At 65.5% G+C, this 25993-nt stretch carries 30 protein-coding genes; 19 read left to right on the top strand and 11 right to left on the bottom strand.

The features are described 5' to 3' along the window. Positions 1–162 precede the first annotated feature (162 nt). The 7 genes from BM013_RS28365 (at position 163) to BM013_RS28340 (ending at position 5688) form a co-directional block, all read left to right on the top strand. On the top strand, positions 163–588 hold the full coding sequence (locus BM013_RS28365; RefSeq protein ID WP_093131305.1) for an NIF family HAD-type phosphatase: 426 nt from the start codon (positions 163–165) through the stop codon (positions 586–588). A gap of 193 nt (positions 589–781) precedes the next feature. After that, positions 782–1417, top strand: a complete 636-nt coding sequence (locus BM013_RS28360; RefSeq protein ID WP_256221726.1) for a LysE family translocator — start codon at positions 782–784, stop codon at positions 1415–1417. Between the two features lie 953 nt (positions 1418–2370). Next, positions 2371–2973 carry a hypothetical protein gene (locus BM013_RS28355; RefSeq protein WP_093131303.1) on the top strand — a complete coding sequence of 201 codons (603 nt, stop codon included), beginning with the start codon at positions 2371–2373 and terminating at the stop codon, positions 2971–2973. Positions 2974–3426: 453 nt separating this feature from the next. Continuing rightward, positions 3427–3681 (top strand): hypothetical protein, encoded by a 255-nt coding sequence (locus BM013_RS40755; protein WP_143098383.1) that lies wholly within the window; start codon positions 3427–3429, stop codon positions 3679–3681. A 78-nt stretch (positions 3682–3759) separates the two neighbouring features. Then, positions 3760–4332, top strand: coding sequence for a hypothetical protein (locus tag BM013_RS40750; protein WP_143098382.1), 573 nt, complete (start codon positions 3760–3762; stop codon positions 4330–4332). 99 nt (positions 4333–4431) lie between these two features. Continuing rightward, positions 4432–4782: a hypothetical protein gene (locus BM013_RS28350; protein ID WP_143098381.1), complete on the top strand. Its 351-nt coding sequence runs from the start codon at positions 4432–4434 to the stop codon at positions 4780–4782. 495 nt (positions 4783–5277) lie between these two features. Further along, positions 5278–5688: a hypothetical protein gene (locus BM013_RS28340; RefSeq protein WP_093131297.1), complete on the top strand. Its 411-nt coding sequence runs from the start codon at positions 5278–5280 to the stop codon at positions 5686–5688. Between the two features lie 71 nt (positions 5689–5759). Here BM013_RS28340 and BM013_RS40745 read toward each other — a convergent pair whose 3' ends face one another. Beyond that, positions 5760–6221, bottom strand: coding sequence for a hypothetical protein (locus BM013_RS40745; protein WP_143098380.1), 462 nt, complete (start codon positions 6219–6221; stop codon positions 5760–5762). A gap of 235 nt (positions 6222–6456) precedes the next feature. Between BM013_RS40745 and BM013_RS28335 the strand changes: the two genes are divergently transcribed. From BM013_RS28335 to BM013_RS40730, 4 genes are all read left to right on the top strand, one after another. Next, positions 6457–6714: a hypothetical protein gene (locus tag BM013_RS28335; protein ID WP_093131295.1), complete on the top strand. Its 258-nt coding sequence runs from the start codon at positions 6457–6459 to the stop codon at positions 6712–6714. Positions 6715–6887: 173 nt separating this feature from the next. Further along, the gene (locus BM013_RS40740; protein ID WP_143098379.1) at positions 6888–7427 is read left to right on the top strand and encodes a hypothetical protein; all 540 of its coding nucleotides are present in this window, start codon (positions 6888–6890) and stop codon (positions 7425–7427) included. Positions 7428–7654: 227 nt separating this feature from the next. Continuing rightward, positions 7655–8113, top strand: a complete 459-nt coding sequence (locus tag BM013_RS40735; RefSeq protein ID WP_143098378.1) for a hypothetical protein — start codon at positions 7655–7657, stop codon at positions 8111–8113. Between the two features lie 34 nt (positions 8114–8147). Next, positions 8148–8645: an OmpA family protein gene (locus tag BM013_RS40730; protein WP_143098377.1), complete on the top strand. Its 498-nt coding sequence runs from the start codon at positions 8148–8150 to the stop codon at positions 8643–8645. Positions 8646–8995: 350 nt separating this feature from the next. On the opposite strand, the gene BM013_RS28330 is transcribed toward BM013_RS40730, so the two are convergent. Beyond that, positions 8996–9268 (bottom strand): hypothetical protein, encoded by a 273-nt coding sequence (locus BM013_RS28330; RefSeq protein WP_093131293.1) that lies wholly within the window; start codon positions 9266–9268, stop codon positions 8996–8998. Between the two features lie 322 nt (positions 9269–9590). Continuing rightward, positions 9591–11096, bottom strand: a complete 1506-nt coding sequence (locus tag BM013_RS28325) for a MocR-like pyridoxine biosynthesis transcription factor PdxR (protein WP_093131291.1) — start codon at positions 11094–11096, stop codon at positions 9591–9593. Positions 11097–11237: 141 nt separating this feature from the next. Between BM013_RS28325 and BM013_RS28320 the strand changes: the two genes are divergently transcribed. Next, on the top strand, positions 11238–12506 hold the full coding sequence (locus BM013_RS28320) for a 4-aminobutyrate--2-oxoglutarate transaminase (RefSeq protein WP_093131289.1): 1269 nt from the start codon (positions 11238–11240) through the stop codon (positions 12504–12506). Further along, entirely contained in the window at positions 12503–13972 is a 1470-nt protein-coding gene (locus BM013_RS28315; RefSeq protein ID WP_093131287.1) for an NAD-dependent succinate-semialdehyde dehydrogenase, read from the top strand. Before BM013_RS28320 ends, BM013_RS28315 begins: the two co-directional genes overlap by 4 nt. A 28-nt stretch (positions 13973–14000) precedes the next feature. Here the strand turns inward: BM013_RS28315 and BM013_RS28310 are convergent, their stop codons facing one another. The 3 genes from BM013_RS28310 to BM013_RS28300 form a co-directional block, all read right to left on the bottom strand. Then, entirely contained in the window at positions 14001–14954 is a 954-nt protein-coding gene (locus tag BM013_RS28310; RefSeq protein WP_093131285.1) for a phosphate acetyltransferase, read from the bottom strand. A gap of 72 nt (positions 14955–15026) precedes the next feature. Next, positions 15027–15473, bottom strand: coding sequence for a hypothetical protein (locus BM013_RS28305; protein ID WP_093221513.1), 447 nt, complete (start codon positions 15471–15473; stop codon positions 15027–15029). 34 nt (positions 15474–15507) lie between these two features. Further along, positions 15508–15939: a DUF2000 domain-containing protein gene (locus BM013_RS28300; protein WP_093131281.1), complete on the bottom strand. Its 432-nt coding sequence runs from the start codon at positions 15937–15939 to the stop codon at positions 15508–15510. A 169-nt stretch (positions 15940–16108) separates the two neighbouring features. Here BM013_RS28300 and BM013_RS28295 point away from each other — a divergent pair, with 169 nt between their 5' ends. Further along, positions 16109–16858, top strand: coding sequence for a substrate-binding domain-containing protein (locus BM013_RS28295; protein ID WP_177225588.1), 750 nt, complete (start codon positions 16109–16111; stop codon positions 16856–16858). 51 nt (positions 16859–16909) lie between these two features. On the opposite strand, the gene BM013_RS28290 is transcribed toward BM013_RS28295, so the two are convergent. Continuing rightward, a complete protein-coding gene (locus BM013_RS28290) occupies positions 16910–18121 on the bottom strand; it encodes an MFS transporter (RefSeq protein ID WP_093131277.1) in 1212 nt (403 codons plus the stop codon). A gap of 181 nt (positions 18122–18302) precedes the next feature. Beyond that, on the bottom strand, positions 18303–19013 hold the full coding sequence (locus tag BM013_RS28285; protein ID WP_093131275.1) for a TetR/AcrR family transcriptional regulator: 711 nt from the start codon (positions 19011–19013) through the stop codon (positions 18303–18305). Positions 19014–19339: 326 nt separating this feature from the next. On the opposite strand from BM013_RS28285, the gene BM013_RS28280 reads away from it, so the two are divergent. The 5 genes from BM013_RS28280 (at position 19340) to BM013_RS28260 (ending at position 23410) form a co-directional block, all read left to right on the top strand. Further along, positions 19340–19867 carry a 2,4'-dihydroxyacetophenone dioxygenase family protein gene (locus BM013_RS28280; protein WP_093131273.1) on the top strand — a complete coding sequence of 176 codons (528 nt, stop codon included), beginning with the start codon at positions 19340–19342 and terminating at the stop codon, positions 19865–19867. Positions 19868–19869: 2 nt separating this feature from the next. After that, entirely contained in the window at positions 19870–20628 is a 759-nt protein-coding gene (locus BM013_RS28275) for an SDR family NAD(P)-dependent oxidoreductase (RefSeq protein ID WP_093131401.1), read from the top strand. An 85-nt stretch (positions 20629–20713) separates the two neighbouring features. Beyond that, entirely contained in the window at positions 20714–21694 is a 981-nt protein-coding gene (locus tag BM013_RS28270; RefSeq protein WP_093131399.1) for a tripartite tricarboxylate transporter substrate binding protein, read from the top strand. Positions 21695–21716: 22 nt separating this feature from the next. Further along, complete coding sequence (locus BM013_RS28265; RefSeq protein WP_093131271.1) at positions 21717–22436, top strand: SDR family NAD(P)-dependent oxidoreductase; 720 nt, start codon at positions 21717–21719, stop codon at positions 22434–22436. A gap of 140 nt (positions 22437–22576) precedes the next feature. Further along, positions 22577–23410, top strand: coding sequence for an IclR family transcriptional regulator (locus BM013_RS28260; RefSeq protein WP_093131270.1), 834 nt, complete (start codon positions 22577–22579; stop codon positions 23408–23410). 13 nt (positions 23411–23423) lie between these two features. Here BM013_RS28260 and BM013_RS28255 read toward each other — a convergent pair whose 3' ends face one another. The 3 genes from BM013_RS28255 to BM013_RS28245 form a co-directional block, all read right to left on the bottom strand. Further along, the gene (locus tag BM013_RS28255) at positions 23424–23687 is read right to left on the bottom strand and encodes a hypothetical protein (RefSeq protein ID WP_093131268.1); all 264 of its coding nucleotides are present in this window, start codon (positions 23685–23687) and stop codon (positions 23424–23426) included. A gap of 304 nt (positions 23688–23991) precedes the next feature. Then, positions 23992–24744: an alpha/beta fold hydrolase gene (locus tag BM013_RS28250; RefSeq protein WP_093131266.1), complete on the bottom strand. Its 753-nt coding sequence runs from the start codon at positions 24742–24744 to the stop codon at positions 23992–23994. Positions 24745–24885: 141 nt separating this feature from the next. After that, positions 24886–25884, bottom strand: coding sequence for an AraC family transcriptional regulator (locus BM013_RS28245; RefSeq protein ID WP_093131397.1), 999 nt, complete (start codon positions 25882–25884; stop codon positions 24886–24888). Positions 25885–25993 lie beyond the last annotated feature (109 nt).

Below are 25993 nucleotides of genomic sequence, written 5' to 3'. Positions count from 1 at the left end.
TCAGTGTGAAGGCAAGCGCTGGCCCTGTACCGGGCCTTCATTCAGACGTTCATGAAGTGAACTGCCTGGACGCGCAGGCTGCTGCCTTGCGTTGTTCGGTTGGGCGCACGTGTGAATCCGCTGCCGCAGGCTGCCTTTCGCCAACCAAACCAATATCTGCTCATGACCAACTACGTTCTTGCCCTCGATCTCGAAGGAACCTTGATCTCGAATGCGATGAGCCAAATTCCCCGCCCGGGTCTGGCAGATTTCCTGACTCGTTGCGCCGAGATTTTTCCTCGCATCGTCATGTTCACCACCGTCAAGGAAGATCGATTCAGAACGATCGCGCGCTTGCTGGTGGATGAAGGGGTCGCACCCGATTGGTTTTCGGATGTCGAATACATCACTTGGCACGGGGAGACAAAGGACCTTCGGTTTGTCCCCGGTGTGCCTCCGCACCAGGTGTTGCTGGTGGACGACTTTGAGAAATACGTACATCCGGGACAGGAAGCGCAATGGCTGCAGATCGAGTACTTCGACTATCCCTACAGTTCGACAGATAACGGGCTTGCCAAGATGCTTCAAGTCCTGGAGGCGCGTGCTTGACTTATGGCCGTGTGAAAGTTCTGAGGCGCTGAACGCGTTTGCCTTGTTTGGAAAATCAAGGGCTCGAGCTGTACGTCCGATTCGGCCCATTCTTGATGCTTGCGTGACTGGCAAAGCCTTCGCGGCTTGCCTTTGGCGCGGCTCGGCCATCTTGCTTTCCCTCTGAAGCTGCACGCAAACAAGTGCTAAAACGATGTCCATGTTCACCATCAACACCATGCTTGCCTACGTCGCCGCCTGCCTGCTTGTTGTCGTGTCGCCGGGACCGGACAACATTCTCGCGGTCAGCCGCGGGCTGAGCCAGGGGCGCGCGGCCGCTGCGCTCACTTCCATCGGCGCGGGGCTCGGCATCATGTTCCATACATTGGCCGCCACGGTGGGCCTGTCGCTGATCATCCAGAATTCGCCAGGCGCCTTCTGGGTGGTGAAAGCCGTCGGCGCGCTCTACCTGCTGTGGCTCGGCTACAAGGCGCTGGCATCGGGCAACCTGATCTCGTTCGCACCCACCGCGAAGTTGTCGCTGAGCCGCGTGTTCCTTACAGGCGTGATGTCCAACGTGTTGAACCCCAAGCCTGGCCTGTTCGTGCTGGCCTTCCTGCCGCAGTTCGTGGACGCGGCGAGAGGGTCGGTGCAAATCCAGATGCTGGTCTATGGTGCGATCTTCGCGGTGCTCACCGCGCTGATCTTCACGGCGATGGGCAGCTTTGCCTCGAAGCTCGCAGGCTGGTTGTCTTCTCGTCCTCGGGTCATCAAGGGAATGAACGTCGGCGCTGGGCTGACGTTCATTGCCGCCGGGCTGTCGGTGCTGACGCTCAAGAACCGGGCGTAGCTTCGCGCCTTGCTGAAGCATGGCCGGGAGGTGTCCTCCGTTGCAGACAGTCAGGTCGCTGCATCTGTCCGGCGATGGTGGAGGCGAACATCGTTAAAGCGGATCTTGTTGGCACCCATGTCAGTAGCTCTTCGGTTGGGAGCGAGAGGATAGCGTAGCCAACGCAGAGGCACTCGATTCCTTGCTTCGCTTCTCTCAGCAGCTTCGTTGTGAGCGATCCGCTGGGAGGATCTCGATCGCGGTGGTTGGTTTTGCGCGAGAGGCGCTTCGGATGTTCAGATAGCTGCGGCCCGAGTTAGTCGATTCAAACCAGGCTAGCAATCGATTTCTGCCGTCATTGTCAGGTATGAAGAGCGACTTTCGTGCCCATGCAGACAACATCAACCCCATCGAAGCAGCAACGAGATCCTGGGCATCTTGGTATGCCGCGTTCGGATCGAGTCCGCCGAATATCATTGCCGGTAACACTGTGGCCACCCGGCGCTGTCAATAGGGACGCCCACGCCAGATGGCAGTTGCAATGACGCATTCACCGGCTCAGGACGAGATGACTGGACTCAAGGCAACGGGATCACCATCATGGAGCTCTTCCTGCCTCATCGGGATCGACGCCCCCCTCCACTAACTCCTCTTGGCAGGCGGGCCAGCTTTCTGGCAGTCGACTTGCGTCCGGCTTGCCGTCTTCTCTGACCGACCGCTAAACCGTTCGCGGTCACGACGCTGAGCGTTGCTCCAGCCATAAACAATGTTCGTCGCGGCCGGGCGACTCTGCGCACAGTAGGTTCGGTGAACCTGGCTTTTCAATGGGCCTAGACCTGCTCGCTCGACAGGGAAAGTGCTTGTGCTGAAGTGATCGGCAGCGTGCTGTGTGCACGCCGGCTGTTTGGGTCAGTTTCTTTGGTCCTGTGGTTTGAGTACGATTGAATGCCTAGTAACTCTTTGAAAGACTCCGTATGAAGTTGAAAAATTTGAAGTCCGTCTTCCTGCTGTCACTTGCTTTTTGTTCGAGCGCGGCCATGGCGGACAACCGCTGGTACATGGTGACCGCGCAGTGCTTGGGACCTCAGGGTTATGACGGGAAGATTATCGAATTCATCGCCATCACCGAGGGCAATGGCAAGGAGGATTCCAAGGACAACGCGCGCTTCGCGTTCTCCCGCGCGATCGAGGCGGGCCCCTCCACCAAGGAGTGCCAAAAGAAGGAGATCGACACCAGAGACGCGGCAGCGGCTTACGTGGGTGAGTCGCGCTCCGAAGCCCAGGGCTACCTGGACAAGAAGTTGGCGAAGGACGCCGCCGCGGGTCAGATGATCAACATCGTTATGAATTACGACGCGATGAAGAACGCGGAGGCTGCCACTGAGCAACGTCGTGTGGATGCGGTCAATAAAGGCTTCAAGGACAAAAAGGACGCGGCAAATGCCGAGGCCGCTGCGGGGGCAGCCAAAGGCGCTGCCAAGAAAGAGAAGCATGACGCCTACTGCAAGGCCGAGGGCTCCGCCAAGGGCGATTGCAGCTGCCCGCTGCCCAAAGGTACCAAGGTCTGCTCGCGCTAAGTCGGCGAGCGGTGCATGAAACAGGCTCGCTCGCGCGATTCTTTTTTCATGCTCTCAATTTCGATCATTGACTGGCAGAGCCGAACGAGCCCACGGATCGAGCGCTGAGATCACCGGTGGTTGCTTTGGCTTTTTTAGATGTTGGTCCCGAGCCTGAAAAACGCCAGGATGCGAAAAGAATGGGAATTCCAACCGCACGGATCCAAGGGTCGAAGTGGCTGCCCGGCCACGACAAGGCCGCGGCAGACCGCGCCCTATGTTCCCGCCGCGGAATGGAGGTCGTCATGGCAGCAATGACCTTCATAGCATCCGGCCGCTGGCAGGTTTGCCAGCGGCCGCTGTTCTGCATGGCAGACATTCAGGAGAGAACGTCGATTGTCTCCAAAGGGCCCTGTGCTGCCAACTAGGCAGCGGCTACAGTCGGCCATACCCGGACATTCAAGACCTCACTTCATGCGAAACACGTCGAACAGGGTGACGCAGGCGCTCCGCACATGGCTTGAAAAAGCAGGCTATGTTCTTGCCGGCGTTGGTATCGTATTGTTGCTACTGGTTGGCGTTGTGCTGCCATTCAATCTTTTCGGTGGACAGCATCATTACTACCGCGTGGCGCCGGCCGAGAACGGTTGGATCATGGCCGCAGCGCTCACTGCGCTCGGAGCACTGCTGGTGGTGATTGGACGAGCGCTACGCACCACGAACCGATGACGACTGCCGGCCAGAACCGGTCACTCACCGCTGCGGCAAGATTTGCAGGAAGTCGACTTACAACACGATAGAGGACCGATGAAAACAGAGCCGAAAGCTGCTTCGCCATTACAGGCAGAGAAGGACTTCCGAGCATTCCTACGGAAGCACGGCCTGCTGCTCAAGTCCTTAAAGCTATGCGACGCGTGGCCTGCGGTACTGGAATATCACCGCGAGTCGATTGATAAATACTCGGTTTTGACCCCTGAAGGCGAAGGAGTCACATTCGATGCGCATCTTGGGACGGCAGATAGGGGCGTTCGTTTTGAAGTCGCGATCAATCGCCTTTTTCGCCTCCTGCCAGAAGATGCGTCGGCAGGCCGGTGGCCCGCTCTACGACTGTCTCTGCGCTTGCAGTACACGCTGGATATGACGGGAATTCAGTATTTAAACCGACACCAAACCTATGGGGTCGGTCAGGCGTTTGTGAGTTGGTCGGATACCTCACTCAATGAGTTCGTGCAACAGGTGGAAGCGAGTGACGCATTCCTGACCTTTCGTCAGGCCGCGCCGATTGAAGTCCGGCTTTCGGCCGATCCGTGTAGCTACTCACGGCTGGAACCCACACCCGATCCGACGCGGGGGCTTTGGTGGGGTGTTTTCGGAACGTGAGGATGCCATTCTCTGCCGCAATGGGGACGATTGCTGTGAGGCTCTCCTCCATTACAGTTATCGGCCAGGAACGGTCATTCCAAGCAGGAGTCCAATCGCGTGAAACGAATCGTGTTGCTGACGGTTGCAGAGCGCTTCCAGCTCTCCGGCATCGGCCTAACCTTGGCGCCGGATTTCCCTGTGCAAGATGGCTGGAAGAACCTATCGGAAAAGGTCCTTGTTGTCGCGCCTGGCGGAAGCGAATTCAAGGCTCAAGCCCAGCTCAACATGGCGCACTTCAACTTCGGCAACACCCCGACGTCTGCACAGCGGGAACGGACCTGGCGCGTCGTCGTATCGCTTGTCGACGTTGAGAAGGCCAATGTGCCCATTGGCAGCCAGATTCTGGTGTCGCCCGAAACGCATCGTGCGGTGCTGGGAGGCGGTGCCTTAGATTCCGATGCGGTGTAGCGCCGCCTTCGGCCACTTTCGGACCTTCCAATCTCCCGCCCGCTGAACTAAAACATAACTGGCATGTCGATAGAGGAAATCCTTCAGTTCAGAATTCTCCCTTTCGGAAGCTTCTTGATCCCGGTTACTGTCGTTGCGCTTTGGCGCCTCCGAAAGCGCGTGACGTGGCAGGCTATTTTCTTCGTCACCACAATGGGCATTGTCGGCGGCGCCACGCTGGTAGGGGCCCTACGAGCTCTTCTGTTCCTTCCCTTTGGCTTTGCCTGCCTTGACTGTGGGCTCCTAAGCGCATGGTGGTACTCGGACGCCATCACCTTTGTCCAAGGCTTCGGTATCACGTCCGCTTTGACACTGCTGGTGCACTGGCTAGTACTCAGGTCTCGACACTGACTTTCTGCCCGCTTCGGAGCTCGACGTATGGCCGCTTTGGGCCCTTTGCGACCGGCTACAGTCGGCCATAACCAGACATTCGCAGCGCATCTCTAATTCCTGAACATGCAGCTGAAGCACCTCACCATCGACCGCATTGAACGGCCTTCTGCAGACGACGAAGAGGCCGATGTAACGCTCTCCAGCGAACAGAGCACGGTGGTCGCCTTCTGCCACCCATGCGCTTATGTCGCCGGCCAGCTCGTCCCGAATCTGCTGCGCCCTTCCGGGGTTACCGAGCTGCGCGCTCCATATCTTGAGGATTGGCCTGCAGACGAAAAGATTCGGCTCAGCGCTGAGCGACTTGAGCAGTACGGGCAGTACGGGCAGTACGGGCAGTTCGGATACCGCGGATGCGGCAGAGTTGTCGACCGAACCGCTGGGCTTGTCAGAGTTTTCGGTTTCGTCCTCGATTTCGGTGACCTACCGGCTGCGGATGTAGTCGAGTTTCAGTTCGACCGACTCGACCTGTGGTGAACAGCCGAAGGCTACGCTGCGGTGTACGGGAAAGGCTACAGCCGCCAATTGCAGACGTTTGAAGACATCTTCTAGGTCGGTCCCAAAGCCTCACACCCGGCCCTTGCGGCTTGGTCCGAAGTGAGGTCACGCACCGTCGCCGCATTCAACAATCGCTGTAGTTCAGCGACATCCAAGCTGGTTGCAAAGATGCGAGCATCTGCATCGAGACGCGGATTTTTTTGAAACGCGACAGAAACGCGTTGCTCCACTCCATCGAAAACCTTCGTTTGGACGAACACCGCAGGTTCATTGGCCCACCAACCGCTCATTTGCATTTCAGGGACCATCTGCCCGCCCGGATATGCGGGCATTGGCTTCCACCAAGAAAATGCCACGATGCGTCCTCGCTCGTCCGTCCAGGTGCAATGAGTCTCGACAGTTGCTACAGAGGTCCCTGGGAAGGGGGTATGTTCGACCTTCTGATCTACCAGCTGATAGCTTGAAGGAAGCAGCAGGATGTAGGCCGCCGCGGTCCATGAAATCAAGTCCATTGATGGGCCCAGAGAATTGAAGAAGTTTGGCAACCCACTATAGCCTTGCTCTGTTACCAATCTAGAAGCTGCGCCAGCTCACCCAGAAGCAGCTTTGTCTTTGTACTTGAGTACAACGTCCACTTCGCAGCATGAGCGGAGACCACTTTGGGCCCGTTGCACCGGGCCTGTGACAGGCTACAGTCGGCCAAAACCGGTCACTCAGTCATCCCGCAACATCACAACAGGAGCAAGCGTGGTCTTCCTTGCAATCACCCCTAGCGGTCTGAAAGATGCACTGCGGGAGGCCGCAGGTTCGGGCACTGCGATTTGGTGTGGTGCTGATGCAGTCTCCGAGCAGGACTTCGCCGGGCTGAAGGGGAAAGGCCTAACGCGCTTCTCGTATGCACTTGGAGCGCGAGAACAGCCGGTCCTGGAGGACGCGCTCGATACCATCGGCCAGCACCACCCCGACGAGATTGTTTGGGTTGAAGCCGCCGCCTCTGCGATTTGACCGAACCCGGCCACAACCGGGCAGTCCACCATTCCCGCCCAAATCACACCAGGAGAAAGCGTGGTATTCCTTGTAATTTCCTGCAGTTTGACGGACGCGTTGCGGGCAGCGACGAATTTAGCCGCAACGATTTGTGCGGAACAGATGCTGCCTCGGGGCGTAAGGGGTGTTTCATGAACCCATCAATCAAACGAAGAGATTTTTTTATCTTGTCCAGCGTTGCCGTTGGATTGATTGGCGTGGATGGTCTGGCCCACGCTCTTACACAACCAGCGCCATCGCCTCCCACCCTAGAAGATGACGTCAGAGGCGCCGCGTTAATCTTGGTAGGCACGTTTGATCAATTCGTCTTTCGAGGCCACAGCCATAAGCTTGTGCCGATGAACGAATTTAATGTGGACTTTGATACGGATAATGGAAAGGGGAATCGCTCTCTCAATGGATTTTTGAGAATTAGGCGAATACTGAAGAACGCGATGCCGGAACAGATCAAGTTTTCAAGCGTCATCAGGTTGCAGGGACCGGTGCCTAGCAATGATTACTCCGCGTATCTCCACAAAGAATGGGTAGTATTCGCGAACGAAGGCGTCATCATCAGATACGGAGAAGAGCGTAGACGGATTTTTGGCACTACTCGGCTACCCATGCCATTAGCAGATGAAGAAATAATTCGGCGATTCATCGGAGATTCCGCCGAAAGCGCTGTTCGCTGAAAATTGCGGGTGGCCGATTGGTCCGGCGCCGACTTGTCGAATCTCAGGCTGTTGAATGGGCACCTTCGCAACACTGAAGCGACCGGCGACACTCGGCCAAGATCGGTCGCTCGCCGGGCCTCGCACACAACCTAATAGTAGCTATCTCAATGATGTCTAGACAAAATGAGCCTTCACTGTACGCCGGAGCTAGGGAGCTAACTTTAAAAATAGGTTTGGCGGCGTTCATGATCTTGGCAGTTGCTGCGTGCGGGACCGTTCCTCGAATGAGTTGGCCGGCAGAAGAGAGTGCCAAGGGACCGTCCGGGCTGATGACGGCAGCGTTATTTTTGGAAATGCAGAGCGCACAGATGTTCATTGATCAACAGATTGCGAACGCCCGAAAGCAACCTGCCGACGGATCGGTTAGGAAAGAGCTAGTTGAAGCTGCTGAAAAATCGCATCAGCCCATATTGGCTAAGCGAATGACCTATTCTCCCCCCGTCATTAGCGCTGTTGTCGAAGACGTTGCGCTCCTGAACTCCGCGAACGCGATCGTCACGTTTCAGGTCAAATCCGGTTACCCAGCGGGTTATCCGATCGTTAACAACTCGGCATTCACGTATGTCTATGCGCTCTACAAACAGGATGGCGTATGGAAAGCAATAGCCACCTATCAACTTCACCGAGCATCGGTTGTTTCATAGGCAGTTGAGGTTTCAAAACAAGGAAATCAGTCGAATGAAGCCCCTCAACTCCTTGGCCGTGCTGCCAACTACCGTTCGCCTAGCAACGGTCCTCGCATTCATGTTGGTAAGCACCGTCGCGTTTGCGGACTACCCCTTGCACATGGAATCAACAATTTGGTTTAAAGAAAACAGCGCGGTGCTTGAGCGGGATTCCGTGATCGAACTCGAGCGGCTCGTTTGCGCACTTCATGGCGGCAGAGTTAGGTATTTGAACCTATCCGCGCACGCCGCGAAGGGAGAGCGGAATCCGGGCAATCTTGCGATGGGCCGTGCTTTGGCAGTGAGGGCGTGGTTGATGGCCTCACCTGCTGTCTATGACTACATCGCCATTGCGAACGGCTCCGACGAACAGCCTTGGCGGAGCAATGCAACAGCTGAGGGGCGTGCTTTTAATCGGCAGGTGGCACTGGAGATGAATTTTGTCGAGCAACCAATTGACACGAATAACCCAGCTTGTGGGCCACGCAAAAAATTCGATAGTGTCCGGTAGCTGAAACAAGCGCCTTCGGCTGCAGACCGGTACCACCATGGCATCAACGTTTCATTTGGACCTGTTTCAGCTTTCCCTTTTGTGACCGCTTTGAAGCACGATCAATGACAGCAACGGGCCCGAAGCGGCTGTACGTCGAGCTCTGATCCGGACCTTCATCGAACGGCCGCTTTCGAGAGAGCCCGGGGTCCGCTACGGAGCGCACCGCCGACCTGCCCCCCGTCTTCCAAACCTCCCCAGCCCACCTGAACATCCACTTGGCGCCACGCCCCCGGCCTGTCACGCCCTCACATGAATCCGACATCGTTCAATAGGCGAGCCGCGAAACCCGCAGCCCGCCAGACCGGCTGCTAGCCGCCGGTCTCCGGCGCGTTGTTGTTTCGCGCCTTCTCGCTCAACTGGAACAGCTCTCCGGCTTCCCGCGCCAGCTTGGCCGCAAGCCAAAGCAGGTTGTCCAGTTGCCGAGGCCCTTCACCGCTGCACCAGTCGGTGTCTTCGCCGTGGCAGACCCACAGCAGGGCTTCGAGTTGGGCGAGGGTGTCTTCCAGAAGATCCGTCGGGTCCTGGGCGGTCCCGCCGGGGGGTACCGGCGTGCGAGGCCGGGCTATAGTCTTGGTAGCCATTTTTGTGCGCTCCTTAGAGGTGATTGCACGTCTTTGGTCAGACGGCCGGGGTGTTTCCGCACCCCGGCCGTCGCCTTTGATACCTCGCATTCGCATCGCTGCTTTCGCACCGACAACCTGCCGCGAGGCAAGCAGCCTTCGAACATTCAGTGGCTGTGTGTGTAGCGCCTTCCTTGTTCCCTTGTGGGGGTTGTGAGTGACGGGGCATTCACTTTAAAGAAGAGCCCGGCGCGGTAGCCGCTTCGTGCGGCACGAAGTCTCTACAGGCGCCAACAATTGCAGCTTTCGCGTTGCGCCGCGTTGCCGTCTTCGCCAGGCCTCGTCAAGCCGCCCGCGCGCGCTGCAGGCAAGCCAGCAGCACGCGGAACGCCGGCTCGATGTCGGTCTCCTGCACGCACGCATAGCCCAGCAGCAGCCCGCGTTGCGCGCCGGCGCGCCGGTAGTAGCGCGACAGCGGCCGCGTGAGCACGCCGTGCGCTTCGGCGTCACTTGAAATCGCCACGTCGTCGCTGCCTTCGGGCAGCTGCAGCACCAGGTGCAAGCCGGCGTTGCTGGCCTGCGGATGCAGGTACGCCGGCCCCAGGTGCGTGGCAATCAACCCCGCCAGCAGCGCGCGCCGCCGCGCGTACAGCACGCGCATGCGGCGGATGTGCGCCGCGTAGTGGCCCTGGTCGATCAGCTCGGCCAGCGCCACCTGCGTGAGCGCATGGCCCTCGCGGTACAGGTCGGCATGCGCGGTGCGAAACGGCGCGGCCAGCGCGCGCGGCAGCACCATGTAGCCCACGCGCAGACCGGGAAACAGGGTCTTGCTGAAGGTGCCGACGTAGATCACGGGGCTGTCGGGCTCCAGCCCCTGCATCGACGGAATGGGGCGGCCCGCGAAGCGGAATTCGCTGTCGTAGTCGTCCTCGAAGATCCAGCCGCCCGAGGCGCGCGCATGGTCGAGCAGCGCGCGCCGCCGCGCCAGGCTCATCACCGCGCCCAGCGGGTACTGGTGCGAGGGCGTCACGAAGATCAGCCGCGGCGGCGTACCGCCGCGCGGCCAGCCGGCCTTGGGGCTGTCGTCGCCCACCTCCACCTTCAGCGCGCGCACGCGCGTGCCGTCCATCTGCAGCACCTTGTGAAAGCCCCAGTAGCCGGGCTCTTCCACCCACACGGTGTCGCGCGGGTCGGCCAGCATGCGCAGCGACAGGTCGATGGCCTGGTGCACGCCTTCGGTCACCAGTACCTGGTCGGCGTCGCAGCGCACGGCGCGCGCCACGCGCAGGTGCTCGGCAATGGCCTCGCGCAGGGCCGGGTGGCCGCCGCCGTGCGAGTAGGTCAGCAGGTCGGGCGTGGGCGCGCGCCACAGCCGCGACACGATGCGCCCGAAGGTGCGGTGCGGAAACTGCGTGACGTCGGGCACGCCGGGCATGAAGGCACCCCATTGCCGCGGCGCGGCGGAGGCGTCGGCCACCAGTGCCTGCGCGCGCTTGGCCAGCCGCACCGTGCCGGGCGCCTCGGGCGCGGCGGCGCGCGCGCGGCCGGCGCTCAACTGGCTCTCGGGCGTGGTCGCGGCCACGAAGGTGCCGCTGCCCACGCGCGAATGCACATAGCCCTCGGCCTGCAGTTGCGCGTAGGCGTGCAGCACGGTGTTGCGCGACATGGCGGTCTCGCGCGCCAGGTCGCGCGAGGCGGGCAGGGGGCTCGAGGGCGGCAGGCTGCCGTCGAGGATGGCCTCGCGCAGGCAGTCGTAGAGCTGGCGGTTGAGCGCGGCGCCGGCGGCATCGGCGGCATCGGCTTTGGGGGCAAGGCGCTGCAGCACCAGGTCGGCACAGATGGATTTCATGCGGTTTTCTCAATTGGCCCCATGCATCGGAGCGAAATTGGATCTTTTCGATGGGGCCAATAGCCGATTCAATCAGATCTTTCGAGCGATCTCCACCCTCATCTCCTTCTCCTCTCTCTTCCTTTGCAACCCGGACCTTCCATGACCACCAACAGCGAACTCAAGACCCGCCGCCTCGCCGCCACCCCGCGCGGCGTGGGCGTGATGTGCGACTTCCATGCCCAGCGCGCCGAGAACGCGAGCCTGTGGGACGTGGAAGGCCGCGAGTACATCGACTTTGCCGCCGGCATCGCCGTGCTCAACACCGGCCACCGCCATCCGCGCCTGGTCGCCGCCATCGAGCAGCAGCTGGCCCACTTCACGCACACGGCCTACCAGATCGTTCCGTACGAAAGCGTGATCTCGCTGGCCGAGCGCCTGAACGCGCTGGTGCCCATTTCGGGCCCGGTGAAGACGGCCTTCTTCACCACCGGCGCCGAGGCGCTCGAAAACGCCGTGAAGATCGCACGCGCCCACACCGGCCGCGCCGGCGTCATCGCGTTCGGCGGCGGCTTTCATGGCCGCACGCTCATGACGCTGGCCATGACCGGCAAGGTGGCGCCGTACAAGCTGGGCTTCGGTCCGTTCCCGGCCGACGTGTTCCATGTGCCGTTTCCCAGCACGCTGCAGGGCGTGAGCGCGGCGGATTCGCTGGCCGCGCTGGCGCGCCTGTTCAAGACCGACATCGAGCCCCGGCGCGTGGCCGCGATCGTCATCGAGCCGGTGCAGGGCGAGGGCGGCTTCAACGTGGCGCCCACCGAGCTGATGCAGGGCCTGCGCGCGCTGTGCGATGAGCACGGCATCGTGCTCATCGCCGACGAGGTGCAAAGCGGCTTCGCGCGCACCGGCAAGCTGTTCTCCATGCAGCACCACGGCGTGGAGCCCGACCTGATCACCATGGCCAAGAGCCTCGCGGGCGGCATGCCGCTTTCCGCGGTGGCCGGGCGCGCGGACATCATGGACGCGCCCGCGCCGGGCGGCCTGGGCGGCACCTATGCCGGCAACCCGCTGGCCGTGGCCTCCGCGCACGCGGTGCTCGACGTGATCGCCGACGAGAAGCTGTGCGACCGCGCCGCCGAGCTGGGCTCGCGCCTGGTGTCGCGCCTGCTCGACGCGAAGGAGTCGAACAAGGCCATCGCCGAAGTGCGCGCGCAGGGCTCGATGGTCGCCATCGAGCTGTGCGATCCGGCCACCGGCGCACCCGACGCGGAAGCCGTGAAGCGCGTGCAGGCCAAGGCGATGGAACAGGGCCTGCTGCTGTTGAGCTGCGGCATGTACGGCAACGTGATCCGCTTCCTGTACCCGCTGACCATTCCCGACGCGCTGTTCGACCGCGCGCTCGACATCATCGGTGGAGCGCTGAAGGCATGAGCACGACCGCCAACCCCCTGGGCCTGAAGCGCCCCGACCTGCTGCAGCCCGCCTGCCTCATCGACGGCGAATGGACCGCCGCCGACAGCGGCGCCACGCTCGCCGTGACCGACCCGGCCACCGGCAAGCACATCGCCGACGTGCCCCGCATGGGCCGCGCCGAGACCGAGCGCGCCATTGCCGGTGCCGCCGCCGCGCTGCCTGCATGGCGTGCGCGCACCGCGCGCGAACGCGCCCAGGTGCTGCGCCGCTGGGCCGACCTGATGCTCGCGCACCAGGACGACCTGGGCCGACTCATGACGCTGGAGCAGGGCAAGCCGCTGGCCGAGGCGCGCGGCGAAATCGCCTATGCCGCCTCATTCATCGAGTGGTTCGCCGAGGAAGCCAAGCGCGTCGACGGCGAGGTGCTGCAGCCGCAGCGCGGCGGGCAGCACATCGTGGTGCTCAAGCAGCCCATTGGCGTGTGCGCCGCCATCACGCCGTGGAACTTCCCGGCCGCGATGATCACGCGCAAGGTCGGCCCCGCGCTGGCCGCGGGCTGCACCATCGTCGTGAAGCCGGCCGAGCTCACGCCGCTGAGCGCCTTTGCGCTCGGCGTGCTGGGGCTCGAGGCCGGCCTGCCGCCGGGCGTGCTGCAGATCGTGACCGGCGACGCGCCGGCCATCGGCGCCGCGCTGTGCGAGAGCGACACCGTGCGCAAGCTCAGCTTCACCGGCTCCACCGGCGTGGGCCGCCTGCTGATGCAGCAATGCGCACCCACCATCAAGAAGCTGTCGCTCGAGCTCGGTGGCAATGCGCCGCTGATCGTGTTCGACGACGCCGACCTCGAGCGCGCGGTCGAGGGCATCATTGCCTCCAAGTTCCGCAACGCCGGGCAGACCTGCGTGTGCGCCAACCGCATCTACGTGCAGTCGGGCATCTACGACGCGCTGTCGCAGCGGCTGGTGGAGGCAGTGGGAGCCATGCGCGTGGGCAACGGGCTGGAAGCCGGCGTGGTGCAAGGCCCGCTGATCGATGCACGCGCCGTGGCCAAGGTGCGCGAGCACATCGACGACGCACTCACGCAAGGCGCCGCGCTGCGCACCGGCGGCAAGCCGCATGCGATGGGCGGCACCTTCTTCGAGCCGACGGTGCTCACCGGCGTGACGCAGGCCATGCGCGTGGCGCGCGAGGAAACCTTCGGCCCGCTCGCGCCGCTGTTCCGCTTCGACACCGAAGAAGAAGCCATCGCGATGGCCAACGACACGGTGTTCGGCCTCGCGGCCTATGTGTTCACCGAAGACCGCCGCCGCATCTGGCGCGTGGGCGAGCAGCTGGAAACGGGCATGGTCGGCATCAACACCGGCCTGATCTCCAACGAGGTCGCCCCCTTCGGCGGCGTGAAGCAGTCGGGCCTGGGCCGCGAGGGTTCGCGCCATGGCATCGAGGACTACCTGGAGCTCAAGTACCTCTGCCTGCAGGACTGAGCCGCAAGGTCCTGCGAGGTCCTCGAGGTCAGCCCACGGCCTTGATGAGCCGCTCGCGCCCCGCCTTCGCGAGCATCGAGGCCACCGCGCAGGAGGCGAGCCGTGCCGATTCCGAATCGGCGCGGCTCGTCAGGATCACCGGCACCTTGGTGCCCAGCACGATGCCCGCGGCATAGGCGCCACCCAGGAAGGTGAGGCTCTTCGCGAGCATGTTGCCCGCGTCGAGGTCGGGCACGATCAGCACGTTGGCGCGGCCCGCCACCGGCGACACGATGCCCTTGATGCGCGCGGCCTCGGGGTCGATGGCGTTGTCCATGGCCAGCGGGCCGTCGAGCTGCGCGCCGGTGATCTGGCCGCGGTCGGCCATCTTGCACAGCACGGCCGCGTCCAGCGTGGAGGGCACCTTGGCGTTGACCGTTTCGGTGGCCGACAGCAGCGCCACGCGCACGGCCGGCATCTGCAGCGCATGCGCGAGGTCGATCGCGTTCTGCACGATGTCGACCTTCTCCTCCAGCGTGGGCGCGATGTTGATTGCCGCGTCCGAAATGATCAGCGGCTGCCCGTGGCCCGGCACGTCCATCACGAAGCAGTGGCTGATGCGCCGCGAGGTGCGCAGGCCGCCTTCGCGGCGCACCACCGCGCCCATGAGCTCGTCGGTGTGCAGGCTGCCCTTCATCAGCGCGTCGACCTCGCCGCGCAGCGCCATGGCCACCGCCGCGTCGGCCGCGGCGTGGCTGTGCGGCGCATCGACGATCTCGAAGTCCGAGATGTCGGCGCCGATGGATTGCGCCGCCGCCTCGATGCGCGCGCGCGGGCCGATGAGCACCGGCGCCACCAGGCCCAGCCGCACCGAGGACAGCACCGCCTCGAGCGACACGTCGTTCACGGGGTGCACCACCGCCACGCGCAGCGGCGGCAGTGCGCGCGCCGCGGCAATCAGGCGGTCGTAGTGCGGGTGGGCGGCCGGGGACGAAGACGACATGCGTGCTCCAGGAAGTTGAACAGCGGAGGGCAGAAACGGCAGAAAGGGCAGGAAGAACGGGAGGGCCGCGCCTCAGGACGCGCGGACCAGCGGATGCCGCAGCACGCGCTCGCACACGGCGCGCCGGTCGGTGAGCTTCGCGTGCTCGCCGAGCCACTCCTTCTCGTCGGGCGGTGGTGCGGCCTTGGTGGCGGTGGCCTTGGCGTGCGTGAGCCGCGCCAGCTGCAGCGCGCGCTCGAGCGCGTGCTTGCACGGCCGGTACTTTTCGGTGGCATCCGTTTCAACGGGCCATTGCCCGGCCTGCTTTTCGAGCGTCTTGGTGACCGTGTCGAAGGCCTTGCGGTCGGCCATGGCGCGCAGGTCGATCACCTGGCTGGCCAGGTCGTTGAGCATGACCTGGGAGGCCTCGGCCAGCTCGCGCACCGACTCTTCGTCGGCCGCCGCGCTGTGGAGGCACGCCATCGTGAGGATGGCCGCGCACAGCCATCTCTTCCTTTGCTTGTTTCGCGTGGACTGCATGGCGGCAAAGCTTAGTCGATGCCGCGCGGCAGGGTCATTTCAGCAGGCCGAGGTTTGCAACGATCTTGCCGATGGGTTTCTTCTCGCCGACCAGCGCCAGGCCGACGTAGCGCAGCTCCTCGGGCGCCACGGTGGCCACCACGTCGCGGAAGGCGGCGTAATTGGTGGTCTGCTGGCCCTGCACCGGAAAGTCGACCACGTCGCAGCCCGCGTCCAGCGCGCGGGCGCGCAGCGCGTTGAGCTCGTCCTGCCCGGCCGACAGCACGGCAATGCCGATGGGAATGAGGCCCGGGTGCGCGAAGCCGGCGGCGTCCACCAGCGGCTCGCCGACCAGGCCGGGGTGGCGCGCCCCGACGGTGAGCGCGATGACGGCCGCGGCGTTGGCCGCGCGGCCGGGCGAAAGCGCGGCGTCGATCACGATCACGCAGCGGGAGGGCGGGGTGGGAATGGTTTCGGTCGATTGCATGGGTTGGATGAAAATGAGCGATGCTCAGTAAAAATGGCTATGACAAGTTTGGTATATGGATGATTTGTGAGCATAACTCACGAAAAAAAATGAAGGCCGGTGCTGCTACAGCATGCGATTGACTCGTCCCGCCAGGCGTCGACAATCGCGCTCCAACTGCGCCCCACCCATGAAAAAACTCACCCTTGCCCTCGCGCTCCTGACCCTGTGCACCGGCGCCCTGGCCGCCGACCTGAAGGTGCTGACCGCCGGCGCCTTCAAGCCCGTGGTGGTGGCGCTGGCGCCCGTGTTCGAGCAGCGCACCGGCCACAAGCTCAGCATCGACAACGACACCGCCGGCGCGCTGCAAAAGCGCATCGGCGGCGGCGAGGCCTTCGACCTGGTGGTGCTGACGCCGGCCGCCATCGAGCAGCTCGCCGCTTCTGGCAAGGTGGCCGCGGGCTCGTCGGCGCGGCTGGCGCGCGTGGCCATCGGCGTGGCGGTGAAGCAAGGTGCGACGGCCCCGGATATCTCCAGCGTGGCGGCGTTCAAGCAGGCGCTGCTCGACGCGCGCGCGGTCGCCTACATCGACCCCGCGGCGGGCGGCTCCAGCGGCGTGTACCTGTCGCAGCTGTTCGTGAAGATGGGCATTGCCCCGCAAATTCAGGCCAAGGCCGTGCTGGTGCCCGGCGGGCTGGTGGCGCAGCGCGTGGTCAGTGGCGAGGCCGACCTGGCGGTGCACCAGGTCAGCGAGATCCTGGCCGTGCCGGGCGCCACGCTGGTCGGCCCCATTCCGGCCGAGGTGCAGAACTACACCGTGTACGCCGGCGCCGTGGGCGCGGCGGCGCGCGATGCGCAGGCCGCGCAGGCCTTCCTCGCGCTGCTGGGCAGCGCCGAGGCGCGCGCGGTGCTGGCGCAGAAGGGCATGGAAGCGCCCTGAGGCACATCCGGCACATCCCGCGCATCAAGCGCAACAAGCGCATAAGGCACATCAGGCGCGCGGAGGCTTCTCGGCGTCGGTCGCCAATAGCGGCCGCAGCATCCAAAGCCCGATGGCCGGCCCTGCCGCCAGCCCCGGCAGCAGCACTTCCAGCGGCAGCACCCGGGTGCCGCGCACGAACAGCTCGATGCTCAGCACCGTGATGCCGAAGCCGATGCAGTTGGCAAAGGTCAGCACGCTGCCCACCAGCTGCGGCGGCGCGTTGCGCGCGGTGAGGGTGGAGAACTGCGGCGAATCGCCCACCACCGTGACGCCCCACAGCAGCAGCCACGCCGCGAACACCGGCGCCGGCGCATGCAGCAGCCAGGGCGCCGCCAGGCCGCAGGCGCCGCTCAAGGCCAGCTGGGTGCCGGCGACGCGCGCGCTGCCCATGCGCCGCGCCAGCAGGCCGCCGCCCACGCAGCCGAGCACGCCGCTCGCGATGACCCAGAACGCCGTCGCGCTGACGGCCGATGCCGCCAGGCGCGTGGCGAGGATGAACGGCACCAGCACGTAGAAGGTGTAGAGCTCCCACATGTGGCCGAAGTAGCCGAAGACCGACGCGCGCACGCGGCGGTCGCTCCAGATGGCGCCGAGCCCGCGCGGGTTGATCTTCTGGACCGCGCCCGCGCTGCGCGGCGCATCGGGCACCAGCAGCGCCGTCGCCAGCCCGCCGGCCAGCGCCAGCAGCGACACCCCCAGCAGCACGCCGCGCCACGACAGCGAAGGCCCGCCGCCGCCGTCCCCCCAGCCGACCGCGCGCAGGCCGTAGGGCAAGGCCGTGCCCAGCACCAGCGCGCCGATCAGCATGCCCATGGCCGCGCCCAAACCTTCGCGGTACCAGCTCGCAGCAATGCGCATGCCGATCGGGTACACGCCCGCCAGCAGAAAGCCCACGGCGAAGCGCGACGCCAGCAAGGCGGCCCACGCGCCGGTCGGCAAGAACGCCGCCACCGCATTGGCCACGGCGCCGGCCGCGGCGCACACGAGGAACAGGCGCGTGGGGCGGTAGCGGTCGGCGATGGTGAGCAGCGCGAACACCAGTGTTCCCGCCACAAAGCCGACCTGCACCGCCGAGGTGAGCGTGCCGACCGACGACGGCGCGAGTGCCCAGGCCAGCTGCAGGTCGGGCATGACGGCATTGGCGGCGAACCACAGCGAGGTGCCCGCGAACTGCGAGAACACGATCACCGGCAGCACGCGCGCGGGCACGTTGGTGGTCATGATGCAGAGGGCCCCGCGCCGGCCGGACAACCTGCGCCACTTGAGCCACCGGCCCCCTCCGAGCCACCTGAAGCGCAAACCATCGCCGGGATCTTCATGACGTCCTCGACACCCTCGGTGAGGGCAACGAGGCCGATTCTGCGCCGCGGGCGCGCTTGCGGGCCGCCGTTCGCCGCCATGGCTATGGGCCGCTGTTCTTCTCGAGCCGCCGCAGCGCGCCGCTCACCTGCGACTTGAATTCGGCCAGCGCCTGCAGCGACGTGTCGGGCGGTGCCAGGCTGCTCCACAGCAGGTCGCACAGGTGCCCGGCGGTGCGTTCGATGTCGGGCTTGCGGCCGGACTCGATGCCGTCCCACAGCACGTGCTCCATCGAGCCGTAGACCATGTCGCGCAACAGCCTGAGCGGCACGTCGTCGCGCACTTCGCCGGCCTTGCGGCCCGCCTCGAGCGCGCGCATCAGCGGTGCGGTGTAGCGCCGCTTCAGGTCGGCAATGACGTCGGCGAAGGCGCGGTCGGCGGTGCGCCCCTCGCTCAGCACCAGCGCGCAGATGCCAGCGCCTTCGCCCATGAGGTTGGTGAGGTGGCGGTGCACCGCGAACTGCAGCTGCTGGCGCAGGCCCGCGCGCAGCGGCAACTCGCGCTCGACCTCGCCCGAAATCTCGTCGTACCAGCGCCTTACCACCTCGATGCACAGCTCGCGCTTGCTGCCGAAGTAGGTGAACACCGTGGCCTCGGACACGCCCGCGCGCTGCGCGATCTCCAGCGTGGTGGCGCGCTCGAAGCCCTTGTCCGCGAACACGGCGCGCGCGTTCGCCAGCAGGCTCTCGACGGTTTTCTCCGACTTGCTGCCGCGCGCGGTGCGGCGGGCGGGCCTGGTGTCTGCGTCTGTCATGGGGCGATCTCGATCTTGAGGCGGGGTCAAGAAGTCATTTTCGCTCGCCGCGGCGGCCCGGTGGCGGCTGGGCAACGGGGGCAGTTGAGTCGCGCTCGGCCAAAAAAAGAGCCCGCACAAGGCGGGCTCAATGGCCCCGATCTCGCAAAGGGCCTGTGGAGGGAGTGCCCGCCGGAGGAACCAAACGGGCGAGGTCGATGGTCGCGGCCAATCTGGGAGATTTCATGGAGAACCCTGTTGATTCGTTCATCAGGGTTAACGCAAGGGCTGGTTTTTGAAGTGGCTGTCTACAATATGGACGTACATCCACAATATGGACAAACACCATGCCCCTCGATGATTCGGACCCGAACCCGAAAACGCCCTACCAGTACCCGAACCCGCCGGACGCACTGCCCGAGATCGTGGTCCAGCACGCGATTCCGCAGGACGAGCGCCTGTGGGTGCCGCAGGCCGACAACGTGTGGTTCCGCCCGCTGTGCCTGAACGCCAGCCAGGGCTACTGGATGAACCTGCTGCGCGTGCGCAAGTCGGGCGTGCTGAGCCGCCACCGCCATCCGCAGGCGGTGCACGGCTTCGTGCTGAAGGGGCGCTGGCGCTACCTCGAGCACGACTGGGAAGCCACCGAGGGCAGCTACGTGTTCGAGCCCCCGGGCGAGACGCACACGCTGTACGTGCCCGAGGACGTGGAAGAAATGATCACGTACTTCCAGGTCAACGGTGTCATGTACTACACCGACCCGTGGGGCAAGGGCATGGGCTACGAGGACGTGTTCACCAAGATCGACATGTGCCGCAAGCACTTCGAGGCCGTGGGCCTGGGCGCGGACTTCACCAAGCAGTTCATCCGATGAGCGTGGGCTACGCCAGCGCGCGCTACGACTTCGCCGGTGCCGTGGCGGTGGTCACGGGCGGCGCGAGCGGCATCGGCGCCGAGGTGGCGCGGCACCTGCGCGCGAGCGGCGCGCGGGTGGCGGTGTGGGACATGGCGCCGCCCGCGGGCGACGACGCCTGGCAGGTCGACGTGACCGACCTGGCGGGCGTGGAGCGCGCCGCGCAGGCGGTGGCCGCGCGCTTCGGCCGCATCGACTTCGTGGTCAACAGCGCCGGCTTCGCGGGCCCGACCCTGCCGCTGGAGGCCTACGACCCGGCCGTGTGGCGCCGCATCGTCGACGTGAACCTGGTCGGCACCTTCAACGTGTGCCGCGCCGTGGTGCCGCACCTGCGGGCCGCGAATGCGAATGCGGGTGCGAGGGCGGGAACAGGCGCGGGCCGCATCGTCAACATCGCCTCGCTGGCCGGCAAGGAGGGCACGCCCAACGCGTCGGCCTACAGCGCGGCCAAGGCCGGCGTGCTGGCGCTCACCAAGTCGCTGGGCAAGGAGCTGGCGACCACCGGCATCCTGGTCAACGCCATTGCGCCGGCCGCGGTGCGCACGCCCATCCTGGCGCAGATGTCGCCGGCGCACGTGCAGGCCATGGTCGACAAGAGCCCCATGCAGCGCCTGGGCGAGAGCAGCGAGGTCGCCGAGATGGTGGCGTGGCTGTGCTCGGGTTCGTGCAGCTTCAACACCGGCGCGGTGTTCGACCTGTCGGGAGGGCGGGCCACCTGCTGATTTCACCGTGTGCCACCGGCCTGGGCGACCGCGCGCCAGGCCCTTCTTTTTCAGACCGATCAAACCGACGGAGACAAACCCCATGATGCGATTCACCCTTGACCTGCGCCGCCTTGCGGCACTCGCCCTGCTGCCCGCCGCGGCGCTCGGCGTCACGACGCAAGCCTCTGCCCAGGCGCGCGACTTTCCCAACCACCCGATCGAGCTGATCGTGCCCTTCCAGCCGGGCGGCGGCACCGACGCGCTCGCGCGCGCCTTCGCCGAGGCCTCGCAGAAGCACATGCCGCAGAGCGTGGTCATCGTGAACAAGCCCGGCGCGAGCGGTGCCATCGGCTGGCAGGACGTGATCAACGCCAAGCCCGACGGCTACCGCCTGGCGGTGGTCACGGTCGAGGTCACCACGCTGCCCAACATGGGGCTGGCCAAGTTCACCTACAACGACATGACGCCGATCGCGCAGCTCAACGCCGACCAGGCCGCCATCACCGTGCGCGCCGACGCGCCGTGGAACACCATCGAGGAGTTCCTGGCCGCCGCCAAGAAGGACAGCGGCAAGATCAGCGTCGGCAACGCGGGCAACGGCTCCATCTGGCACCTGGCCGCGGCCGCGCTCGAGGACAAGACCAACGTCAAGTTCAACCACCTGCCGTTCCAGGGCGCGGGCCCCGCGGTGCTCGCGCTGCTCGGCGGCCACATCGACGCGGTGGCCGTGAGCCCCGCCGAAGTCACCACCTACGTGCAGGCCGGCAAGTTCAAGATGCTCGCCGTCATGGCCGACCAGCGCGTGAAGGGTTTCGAGAAAGTGCCCACGCTGAAGGAGCGCAACATCGACCTGGTGCTGGGCACCTGGCGCGGCATTGCGGCGCCGAAGAACACGCCGCCCGACGTGGTCGCGTACCTGAAGGACATAAGCAGGAAGGCCGCGAACGAGCCCGCGTTCCGCGCCGTGCTCGACAAGCAGAATCTGGGCTTCGCCTACGCGGACGACGTGGCGTTCAAGGCCGTCATGGCACGGGACGCCGCCTACTTCAAGACGCTGATGGGCAAGCTCGACATCAAGAACTGACCTCCACCCCCACACACACGACATGACCTACCAGCCAGGACTTTTCAACGGCAAGCGCGCACTCGTCGCCGGTGCCACGCAGGGCATCGGTGCCGTCATCGCCAATCACCTGGCCGCGCTCGGCGCGCAGGTGACCGCACTCGGCCTGGGGCCGGGCGACGGCACGCTCGACGCGAACATCGACGCGAGGCAGGCCGACGTCACATCGGGCCCGAGCGTGGACGCGGCGCTGGCCGACATCGAGCGGCTCGACATCGTCTTCAACTGCGCCGGCATCATCCAGCGCGGCGCCGAGCACGACATCGAGGTGTTCGAGAGAGTGCTGGCCGTGAACCTCACGGGCACCATGCGCGTGTGCGGCGCCACGCGCGAACGGCTGAAGGCAAGCAAGGGCTGCATCGTCAACACCGCGTCGATGCTGAGCTTCTTCGGCGGCGGCCTGGTGCCTGGCTACGCGGCCAGCAAGGGCGGCGTGGCGCAGCTCACCAAGTCGCTGGCCATCGCGTATGCGGCCGACGGCATCCGCGTGAACGCCGTGGCGCCGGGCTGGATCGCCACGCCGCTCACGCAGGCGCTGCAGGACGACCCGGCACGCGCCGGCCCCATCCTCGCGCGCACGCCGCTGGGCCGCTGGGGCTTGCCCGACGACGTGGCGCGCGCGGCCGTGTTCCTGTGCACGCCGGCCGCGTCGTTCATGACGGGCGTGATCCTGCCGGTGGACGGCGGGTACATGGTGAGCTGAGGAGGCAGCGGGCGTGCAGGGGGATCGCGCGAAAGCGGCACATGGCGCGTATGGCGCATATAGCGCATATGGATAATGACCCGGCCCTTCTTCCAGCCTCCAGCCTTCGGCTTGCAGCCGCCGGCTTCCCCGATCGCCTCATGCCCGCTCCCCGGTCTTCTTCACCCGCCCCATCTCCCGTGCAAGCACAGGTCGCGGGCACCGCGTCGTTCTCCAAGTTCATGCACGTGCTGCAACTGGTGGCCGACGCCGAAGAGCCGGTGAACGTGGCCGCGCTCATGCGCGCCAGCGGCTACCCGCGGCCCACGGTGCACCGCATCGTGGCAGCGCTCATCGCCGAGCGCCTGCTGGTGGAGAACCAGCACAGCGCCGCGCTCGCGCTGGGCCCGCGGCTGATCCAGCTCGCGAGCCGCAGCTGGGGCCGTTCCGAGATGCGCCTGGCCGCCGTCGACGAGCTCAAGCGCCTGCGCGACCAGACCGGCGAGACCGTGCACCTGGCCGTGCCCAACGGCGCGAACATGGTCTACATCGAGAAGCTCGAAAGCCCCAGCGCCGTGCGCATGGCGTCGCGCATCGGCACCAGCGTGTCGCTGCACGCCACCGCCGTGGGCAAGGCCTACATGGCCGCGCTCGACGACAAGGCGCTGAAGGCGGTGATGAAAGACCTGCCCATGCCGCGCTACACCGGCAACACCATGGTCGAGCCCGCGGCGCTGCTAGCGCAGATCGAGCAGACGCGCGCGCGGGGCTGGTCGGTCGACAACGAGGAAAACGAGGCGGGCATCTTCTGCTTCGGCGCCGTGATCCGCGGGGCCACCGGCGCGCCCGTGGCGGCCATCAGCGTCAGCACGCTGGTGTTCCGCCAGAAGGAGCACCCCGAGCAGGCCTACGTGGCGCCCTTGCTCGAAGCCTGCCGCGTGATCTCCGAGCGCATCGCGCAGGCGCCGTCGCTGGCGGACGGCGACGCGCTTTGAGCCGGTAGCCGCCTCAGCCGGGGCGCGCGCGTTCCCGCGCTTCGACGATGTGCTGCAGCGCGGCCTCGAGCATCGGCCAGCTCGCGAAGAAGTACACCTTGTCCGTGCGGTCCCAGCGGCCGCCGAATTCCTTGAGCGTGATCGCGAACCCCGAGAGGCTGCCCAGCAGCGCGGGCTTGGGCGCGCCATAAGGTTCGACGAAGTCGCCGACGGTGCAGCCTAGCCGGGCTGCCAGCGCCTGGGCCCGATCGGTGGCGCGGGGCGAAGAAAGAAACATGGCGCCGATTTTCTTGGAGCCGGGAATGTCATTTGACGTTGCACCGCTCGGGTGCCATCGCTTAAGGCAAATGAATGCCCGGGCGTTGTTTCCTGGCTGGCGTGCGATCGAACACGCCGATGAAATGAAGAGTGACAGCGGTTGGCATCGAGGCGTTTCCCTGAGCGGTTTTTTTCTCCCTGACCTCAACCTCTACCAGCGCCGAACCGCTGTCGAGAAGCAGTGTCTGCGACACAGGTGAAGTCGCAGTGAAGTCCGTGAGGGAGTTCTGTGAAACGATACCCGGCGGCGCGCTGCATGCCACTCACCCGAAGGCGGCCACCCAATCCCAGACCCGCGCGGGCGCCTCGACCATCACGTTGTGGCCGTGCGGCCCGAGGTCGCGCGCATCGGGGTCGAGCGAACGTGTCTGCTCCAGCGTCACCATCGCGTCGTGGTGTCCGCGGGCCAGATGCACGGGGCAGCACGCCAGCGTCATCAGTTCGCTCAGCGGGGGCTTGCCCACGGCGTTGGCGCGCGGGTCCATCGCGAGGCGCCAGCCTTCGGCACCGTGCGCGATGCCGCGCTGGGCTGTGGGAGCGCCCGCGTAGGCGATGCCGGCCAGGCCAGAGACCTTCAGGTACCGGTCCCACGCTTCTTCTTCGGTCGCGAATCGCTTGCCCGGCTGCGAGGCCAGCGCCTCCATGCGGCGCACTTCGTCGTCGCTCCACGCGACCTTGATGCCCGCGCCGAACACCCGGTGCGGCGTGACACCGAACCACCCCGTGGCCAGGGCCAGCGCGACCACTCCGCCCAGCGAGTGCCCGAGCACCACCAGGCGGCCTGCAGGATCGATGTGCGGCAGCACGGCGCGAGCCACGCTGGCCGCGTGCTGGCCGACGGCATACGAGTCCTGCCGCCCGGACTGGCCGTGGCCGGGCAGGTCGGGCACGAGCCAGCGTCCATGCCAGCGCGCACCGGCCTCGGCAAGCATGGGCGACCACACCGCGCCCGTCGCGCCCATGCCGTGCAGCATGAGAAGCAGGTCGGGGCCCTCGCCGCCTTGTTCGGTGTGCATGTCAGCTGCCTTCGTCGCGCTTGAGAGGGCGCAAGAATACCCGAGGGTTCCTGCGCGGCGGCTGCCCGCGTCGCTCAGCGTGCAGGCGCGGGCGGGCGCTTTCGAGTCGTGTTGTTCAGGCCGCCGGTCCGGCCCGGCGGCTCAGCGGCGAACGGTGCCGCGCGCCAGCGTCTCGGAGGGCCGTTCGCCGAAGCGGCTGCGGTATTGCGCCGCAAAGTGGCCCAGGTGCAGAAACCCGTACTTCTGCGCCGTCTCGCGCACGCCGCCGTGGTCTTGCGGCGGCGCCAGCAGCTCGGCGCGCACCCTGTCGAGCCGCAGTTCGCGCAGGAACTCCATCGGCCCCTGGTCCGCATGCTGGCGAAACGCCAGCTGCAGCGCGCGCGCGCTGCAGCCGACTTCGCGGCACACGTCGGCCAGCGACACCGGCTGCTCCGCGTGCGCCGCCATGAACTCCTGCGCCTTGCGCACCACGCGCGGCAGCAGGCCGCGCTGCGCATCGCCCGCCAGCGCGCGCGAGTGGTTGTGGCCGGCCGACATCAGCAGGCTCGACATCAGGTATTCCTCGGCGTGCTCGGCGAGGCGGCTGCCGGCCTGCAGCGCGTTGCCGGCGTCCAGCGTGAGCCGCAGGTAGTCGATGAAATGCACCAGCGGCGCCAGCGCGGGGTTGTCCAGCGGCACGCCCAGTTCGAACACCAGCGCCTGGCGCACGGGCGCCTGCAGCAGCGCCTCGAGCCGCGACAGCAGCGCCGGGCGGGCCAGCCGCACGATCAGGTGCGGGCTGTCGTCGGCCCAGCGCATCGACAGCGGCTCGGTCGGCGACGGCAGCGAGGCGAGCTGCGGCGTGGCCTCGATGCGCTGCGCGCCGCAACGGATGTCGGCGCCGCCGCGCAACGGAATCTGCAACAGGAAGAAATCCTGCAGGAAGCCCGGCTCGATCTGCACGCCCGGCCCGTACTGCACGTAGTTGAGGCTCACGTCGCGGTGCAGCCGCGCGCTGTGGTGGCAGGCGTCGAGCTCGGTGCGCGGGCGCAGCATGGTCAGGCCGTGCGGGCAGAACACGCGGGCCACGCTCTCGCGTGCCTCGTCCATGTCGTGGCTCTCGAACAGTCGGTAACGCTGCAACGGCAGCCCAGCGGTGATGGCGGCGGTTTCCATGGGGCGCAGTGACCCTAGCAAAAACCATCCCCGCTCACAATTCGGATCGCCCCTTGTCGAAAACATGCGCGCCAGGGACAGCGCCTGCGCGCGC

The organism is Variovorax sp. OK605 (assembly GCF_900115445.1).
Lineage (GTDB): Bacteria > Pseudomonadota > Gammaproteobacteria > Burkholderiales > Burkholderiaceae_C > Variovorax.
The sequence above is the reverse complement of the archived record's forward strand: the minus strand, read 5'-3'. Positions and strand labels throughout refer to the sequence as shown.